Origin of the sequence: Occallatibacter sp., from assembly GCF_049802275.1 — a bacterium.
Taxonomy (GTDB): domain Bacteria; phylum Acidobacteriota; class Terriglobia; order Terriglobales; family Acidobacteriaceae; genus Telmatobacter.
The window spans coordinates 1-7,378 of sequence record NZ_JBARMD010000355.1; the positions used below are offsets into that span (position 1 = coordinate 1).

Annotated in this window: 4 protein-coding genes; 2 read left to right on the forward strand and 2 right to left on the reverse strand. The window is 57.6% G+C overall.

All coding sequences use genetic code 11. From position 1 onward, the window contains the following. Positions 1-527: SIS domain-containing protein (locus WA354_RS12350; protein ID WP_472813314.1), on the forward strand; the 527-nt coding region annotated here is incomplete at its 5' end. An 801-nt stretch (positions 528-1,328) separates the two neighbouring features. Then, positions 1,329-4,169, forward strand: a complete 2,841-nt coding sequence (locus tag WA354_RS12355; RefSeq protein WP_472813315.1) for a putative Ig domain-containing protein — start codon at positions 1,329-1,331, stop codon at positions 4,167-4,169. Positions 4,170-4,304: 135 nt separating this feature from the next. Here WA354_RS12355 and WA354_RS12360 read toward each other — a convergent pair whose 3' ends face one another. Together WA354_RS12360 and WA354_RS12365 are read right to left on the reverse strand one after the other, a co-directional pair. Beyond that, the gene (locus tag WA354_RS12360) at positions 4,305-6,107 is read right to left on the reverse strand and encodes an MFS transporter (protein WP_472813316.1); all 1,803 of its coding nucleotides are present in this window, start codon (positions 6,105-6,107) and stop codon (positions 4,305-4,307) included. 176 nt (positions 6,108-6,283) lie between these two features. Then, positions 6,284-7,378 (reverse strand): MFS transporter (locus WA354_RS12365; RefSeq protein ID WP_472813317.1); only part of this gene is annotated, 1,095 nt, incomplete at its 5' end.

Sequence of the window (7,378 nt, forward strand, 5' to 3'; positions counted from 1 at the left end):
GCGTCATCGAGCGGCAGCTCGAGGGCTGGCGCGAACGGATGACGGCGCTCGCGGCCAAGTACAACGATGCCGGAAGCTTCCTGTATCTAGGCCGCGGCGTGCACTACGCGATTGCGCGCGAAGGCGCCTTGAAGATGAAGGAGTCTTCGTATGTACAGGCCGAGGGCTATCCGACCGGCGAGTTGAAGCACGGGCCAAATGCACTGGTGAGCGAACGCGTGCCGCTGGTGGCGCTGGCGACGGTGGATCGGAACGTGGACGATTCGGTGCTGCGCTACGAGAAGACGTTGCAGTTGCTGGCGGACATGAAGACGCAGGGCGCGCGCGTGATGGCGATTGCGAATACCGGCGACCGCGATGTGGCGTCGCTGGTCACGGATTGCGTGTTTGTAGAGCCGGCCAGCGAACATCTGTGGCCGATTCCCGAGGTGATTCCGCTGCAGCTTTTCAGCTACGCAATGGCCCTGGAACATGGCGTGGATGTGGACCGGCCGCGAAATCTTTCGAAGGCTGTTATCGAGGCGTAGGGACTAGGGTGAGTCTTCCACACAATAGTCATCCCGAGGGGTACCCCTATTATCCGGTCTCTAGGGGTAAGTTTCCTGGTTACATGGGGTTACCGAAGGGGGGTGGCCGCCAAATATCTCCTGGCATTCGACTTAGCTGTAGATATTTCTTCGCAAAGGACTTATCAGGGGGCAGTGGCCAGGGGTCAGTAGTGAGGGGGCATCTTCAGTTGTCAACTGCCAGGAGTGGAATGTTTCCGCGGACTGGGATTTATTTCTCATGATTCTGATTGTGCGGGAATGACGGGAAATTATCTGCAAAACCGGAGCATAGGTTTTGGCGAACGGAATGAGGGATTTAGGGCGAGCGGCAGAACTGGGGCAATTGACTTTTGGATAAGTGGTTGTTGCTGCCATCTCCTACGCTGTTTGCCGGCATCGATTCCAACCATTTTGCCTGCGGACGCGCGAAGAACTGGTGAATATCCCTGAAAGTTCGCTATCGGCGGTGACTCGACCGGAACTGCCAAATTCGTTCCGGGAGAAGCACTTGTGCAGAGCTGTGTCCACCAATCAACTTGGACTCCGTTGCTCATTACACGGACGGCGGATTCTCGAATTGCTTTACCGCCTCATCCCGCCTGCGTCTCACTGACGCAACTTCGCTCTTACGCAGGTGTATAATTGTTGGTCCTCATTAGACACAAGCCCCTCGTCCCCTTCGACCGCGCGAATGTCGCAGAAGACAGGATTGAGGCTTGTGTGAAGCACGTTTGCTGCTTAGCTCTCACCACTGATCATCGATCTAAATGCTGCTCCATTGTGAATGCGGTCGTTGTCATCGTTTTTCTTCTACTTCCAGGGATGCAGGGTTGCGGGGGAGGCGGCAGGGATAACGGCAACAGCAATCCGCCACCACTGATTGCACCGTCCGGCCTTTCGTATAGCCAGCCTGCCATCGCCGCCACGATGAATCATGCTGTGACCGCTGATGTTCCGACAGTTACGGGTACAGTGGATTCGTATACTGTCGCACCCGCGCTGCCGGCAGGGCTGTTTCTGAACAGTTCAACCGGTATTATCTCCGGCACCCCAACTGCTATTTCGGCAAAGACCTCCTACACCCTCACGGCCGCCAATGCCAGCGGGTCGACGACTACGACGATCCAGATCACGGTGAGTTTGCCCACTCCGCCGACAGATCTGTCGTACAGTCAACCAACAATCGATGCCGCGACAAATGTGCCCATCGCTAACGATATTCCTTCGGTTTCGGGAGATGTCACCTCGTACGCTGTCAATCCTGCACTCCCGGCAGGGTTGAACCTGAGCAGTACCACTGGCGTTATCTCCGGCACTCCAACGGCCCTGGCGCCGCTGGCGTCGTACACCGTGACCGCATCCAATGCGGGCGGCTCAGCCTCTGCGGCGATTCTGATCTCGGTGACTGTGCTGCTGCCGGCACCTACGGCCATTGCATATCCGCAGACCATGATCAGTACGTATGTTGGCCAAGAGATTACGCCGGACATTCCCGGGACAGCAGGAACGATCACTCGCTTTAGCGTTACTCCGGCTCTTCCCCCGGGCCTGAACATGGACTCCTCCACAGGGGTCATATCGGGCACACCGACTGCCGCGGCGGCACAGGCAGTCTATGTGGTGACAGGTTATAACTCGGGTGGCAGTATCGGCGCAGTGGTCGGCCCAACAATCACAGTCACGCAACCGCCCACGATTCTGCTTCAGCTAGGGAACCCATTTCAGATCACTACGCTTCGATTCGCAAACTCAAGGGTATTCAGCCAGGACTACTCAGGATTCTGGATCTTATGGGATTACGAATCTGGTGCTATCTTGGCCAGCGGCGATGCCGGCATGGGCGGTGCGAATGTCGCCCACTTCTCTATTCCGAGCGTCTCAACGAGCACGCTACCGCAAGCCCCAGCGATGTCGGGCGGGACAATTGCAATTGGAATTCCGGGTGGAGTTCAAGTCCGATCATCCTCTGATGGGCACGTTCTCAGCACGATTGTTTCCCCAGGTTTTCAATCTGATCCAAACGGTATTCTGTCGGATAACGACTCCTGGCAATTGGCTTCGGATGGAAGTTACATCTCCTTCGAAGGCCAATCGGGCCTCTTCGTCTATACACCAGTTGGAAACTTGGTTTTATCGCGAACAGGGGACTACCATGATTCTTTGAACTCCAATCTGCACCCATCTTTTTTTGCCGCACCGGGTCAGGTGCAGGTAGCCGATGGACCAGCGGGCGATAGCAACATCGAGATAATCTCAGTGCCCGGCGGCGTTTCCACGGTAAGTAAGGCCTACGATGGGCAATCTCAATTTTTTCAAGGCTGGTTTACGGATGGCACAGGTTTTTTTACATCTAACAATGAACCACCCATTACGCTTTCCGTTTACTCCATTTCCGGCGTTCAGCTAGGAAATGTTCCACAATATATTCCTTCCGGATATACCCCCAATACTTTCGGAGGGATCGGCAAATGGGTGTGGACCTATGGAACAAATACCCTGTCCATATATCCGGCCGGCAGCACCGCCTCCGCACTCGTTATAACGAACGTCGGCAGGATTTTCAACGCCGGGACGACTCTTGCAGCTTCTTCCTCTTCTGCATTCAGTGTGATCGACTTGTCGGACACCACTCTTTCAAGCACGAATTACACCATACCGCCTCCGATCAACAACGCCGAGACCCCGACCTTGATTCCCTTCGCTGCGGCCTCTAACACTGAGTGGGTAATTGCGTTTGCCTCTCAAGGGGTGATCCTTGATGGGGCAAGCTTGTCGTCGGGCAGCCCCCGATTCTTTGGAAATGGCTTAGGCTTGAGCATCACTGGCGGCGCGGGACGAGCCGCAATCGCCACCGGCCTGGGAAAGATTTTCTACTTCGATCCTGCCGACACAACGCCGGAAGGGTCGATCGGCCTAACAAGCGGAAGGCTGGAACTCTCCACGGACGGGTCTGTACTCGCCGCTTCCTCTCAGGATGGCACCCTGCTCAACATCTATTCAATCCCATCCGGAACGGTCAGCTACGCATTCTCCTATCCTGCGACCGGTCTGTTGTCTGGATTCACCCTGTCCGGCTCAGGTACAACCCTCGGCCAAATCCAGGGCAGCACACTCGAGGTTACGCCGGTCTCGGGTACTCCAGTCATCTTGTCACTCACGCCTTCACCCTCCACCACTGTGCTGCTTTCGCCAGATGGAACGCTGGCCGCAATGAATAGGTCCACCGGTGGGCTGTACCCCACCCTAACGGTTGCGGTCTACCTGAACGGTCAACAAATCTCAACTATTTCGGGAACCGCTGTTGGCTGGATCGACAATGGCCGATTGCTGGTTAATTCTTATGGCTTGGTACCCCCTATTGTGATGCGTCTGTCCTATACCGGCTGCGCGATCTACAGCCCAACGGGCACTGTACTTGGTACTCCCCCTTTGCCAGAGCTGGGAAGCATTCAACCCGTAACATCCGACACCATATATGCTCCCGGCTGGAATGCAATCTACTCACTCACAACCGGCAAAACCACCTGGACAAACCCCTACTCAGCGGGTTCAGGCGGCGCAATCGCCGGCCCATACGTCGTATTTGAATCAGAGGGCCGGGTGATCGCTGTTAAGTATTGATTGGAATGGTTGATCCACAGGCTTCATGACGGCTGCTGCTCCCTCCGTCTTCGTAACCTCAAAGCTCTTCGCCCGCTCCCACTCAAAAACATGGGCGGGGGTTGACGGCGGCTTAGTGTGCTCTACCTTTTCGGCTTAGTGTGCACTACCTTTGTCGAAGAAGGCCTCGATCTCTTCGAGGGTTTTGCCCTTGGTTTCGGGCAGCAGGAACGCGGCGGTGAGGAAGTAGACGACGGTGAAACCGGCGAACAAGTAGAACATCGACGAGTAGCCGTGCTTGCTGACGAAGGGCAGGAAGATCGCGGTCAGTGTCGCCGATACGAGCTGGTTGAGGACCAGTGCGACGCTCATGCCATTGGAGCGGATACGCGTGGGCATCAGTTCTGAGAGCGCCAGCCATACACAGACGCCTGGCCCAACGGCATAGAACGCCATGAACGTGTAGAGGCAGAGGGCGACGAGCCAGCCGTGGCTGGAATCCGGCACTGCGCCGAGGACTGCTTTCTCGATCTTCAGCGGCGCGGTTTGCGCGGCTTCGAAATTGGCAAACGGGTTCTGAAAGAAGGCTTCAACCTTGTTGGCCGGAATAGAGCCGGCGCGTGTGATCGAAAGCGGAGCGGAAGCCTCATCGTCGGAGCGAACGTAGCTGGTGGTGCCGGTGAAATCGCCATAGGAGTAGATGATGGCGAACGACGCCCGGCCGGGCTGGATTGCGCCACCCTGATCGCCCTGGCTGCTCAAGAGTTGCTCCGCCTTGGCTTTGTCGAAGTGGTACGTGAGGTCCTGCCCGGGACCAACGAGCGCCTGGATCTGGCTGCCGCAATCGATGCTCTGCTTTTCGGTGCGCAGGAATATGGTCCCGACGGTCACCATGGAGAGGATGATGCCGCTGGTGCCGAGGATGAATAGGAACTTGCGGCCCTTGCGATCGACGAGGGTCATACCGACCGCGGTGAAGCTGAAGTTGACCACCGTAAAGAGCACGTATCCCCAGTGCGATTGAAGATCAGAAAGGCCGCTCTGCAAGAGGATTCCGGTGTTGAAACCGATGATGGAGTTGATGCCGGTGGCGGTGTTGCAGGCCAGGATGACGCAGGTGAGCAGAAAGGGGATGACATATTTGCGCCGAAGCAGCGTGTCGCGGACTTTTTCACCGGAGGTCTGCGCCGGTTTGGATGTGGCCTCCATTTCCTGCAACTCAATGGTTGCCTGTTCAGGCGAGCGGGAGCGAAGAAGTGCTGCTTTTGCCTTCTCGGGCTTGCGCTGACGGTAGAGCCATCGCGGCGACTCTGTGACCATGAGGCTGCCGATGACAAACAGCACACCGGGAGGCAGCGAGACCCAGAAGATGCTGCGCCATGCCACGTTTTTGAAGGCAAGAAGCGATGCGGGATCGGCAGTGCGCGCGACGGCATCGACGCGATAGCTGAAGAAGATGCCGACCAGCGCGGCAGCAACGATGCCGAAGGTGAGCAGCCATTGAAAGACGCCGGTGCCTTTGCCGCGCGTGGAGGCTGATAGACACTCGGCGAGATAGAGAGGCACAACAATGCCAATGAATCCCCCGCTCATGCCCTGGAGGAGACGGCCGAAGAACAATGGCGCGTATCCATGGGAAAGCGCGATCACCGGGATGCTGACGATGAACGCCATGCCACTGAGTACCATGAGAGGTTTGCGGCCCATCCAGTCAGCCAGAAGGCCGGCAAACAAGGTGGAGAAGGCGCTGCCGAGCAACACTGCTGCGACGATGATCGAAAGCTGCGAAGGCGAAAGGTGCGAAGTCGCCTCGAGATAGGGCAATGCGCCGCCGATGATGCCCACATCGATGCCATAGAGCAAGCCGCCGAGGCCGGCCACAAGGAGCAGGAAAAGGTTGTAGCGCTGGCGGGTGCGATCGGACGACGCGAGGGAATCAGGAAAAGTGCTGGCTGTCATGAATGTGCCTTCATTGTATTTCTATCGTTGTCCACATGGCAGAACTGTTCCGCCGAATCGAGTTCGTGCTTTCCCACCCATGCCGCGAAAAACTGCGTCATATCACCCCACGGACGAAGACCTGTCCGCGGGGACCCCGAGGATGGGGCACCCCTCGTTCTCTGCCTCATCGATCTTCACCGCAGTGCGGAACGGATCGCGAGATTCAACACGACCATCAGAACCGCAGAGGCGGGAAAGAGGAGCAATGCTTTCTTGAGCCGCTTCGGGTCTCCGCCGGCGATGGAGCCGATGATCCACGAGCTCACGGCGAGGCCTACCCATCCACAGGTGATGACGAAGCCTAGCGCAGTTCCGGTCATGCGTGGAAAGGCTGCGCCCGTGATCGCCAGCGTGGTGGGAAAGACCGGAGCCATGGAGAGTCCGGCGATGAATACCAACCCGAATGCCATGGATGGCTTGTTGGTTTGCAGCATCAGGTAGGTGGTGACGGCCATGGCGATGGACGCGCCTAGCGTGACATCAATTGCCGCGACGTGGGCCAGGATGGGCGAGACGCCGACTCGACCGATCAGGAGGCCGAGCGCGAATCCGAGCGAAAGGATATTGAGAGCGCGCGACTCAGGGATTCCCTGGGCAATGAGGTGTCGCGGAAGCCAGTTCCAAACGCCGACTTCGCAGGTGATGTAGAGGAACAGGAAAAGGCCGAGCATAAAGAGCAGCGGGCGGCCGAGGATTGGACCTACGTCAGCGAGAAGAAATTGGGCGTTGCCGCTCGGAGCGGGCATTTTTGAGATTGCCTGCACGATGAGGGCGGCGACCGTGAGTGAAGCGACGGTGTAGCAGAGGCGGACCCAGTTTTTCTTGAATATATTGGCGGCGATGAAGGGGGTGGTGAGGCCGCCGAGTCCGAAGAAGAGATTTACGAGGTTGAGGGCGATGGCGCTGTGTTCGCCGCTGACGCTGTTGGCGAGTGCATTGGCGCCGGTGACCACGATGCCGCCACCCATGCCGAGCAGAAACATCAGCAGCAGGATGGGGCGGAATCCCGTTGAGCGAGGCAACAGAAAGAGCGCAACGGCGATGCAGCCGAGGCCAAGAATGAGTCCGGCCTTGTCGCCCTGGGTGTCGAGCAGTGGGCCGACGGCCAGCGAGGCGATGATGAGGCCAAGAGCCTGCACGAAGGCTATGGTGCCGTTCTGCGTGGGGGTGAGGTGGAATCGCTCAGAAAGCTCAGGCAGAATGGTGCCCAGCATTGCGGCGATCATTCC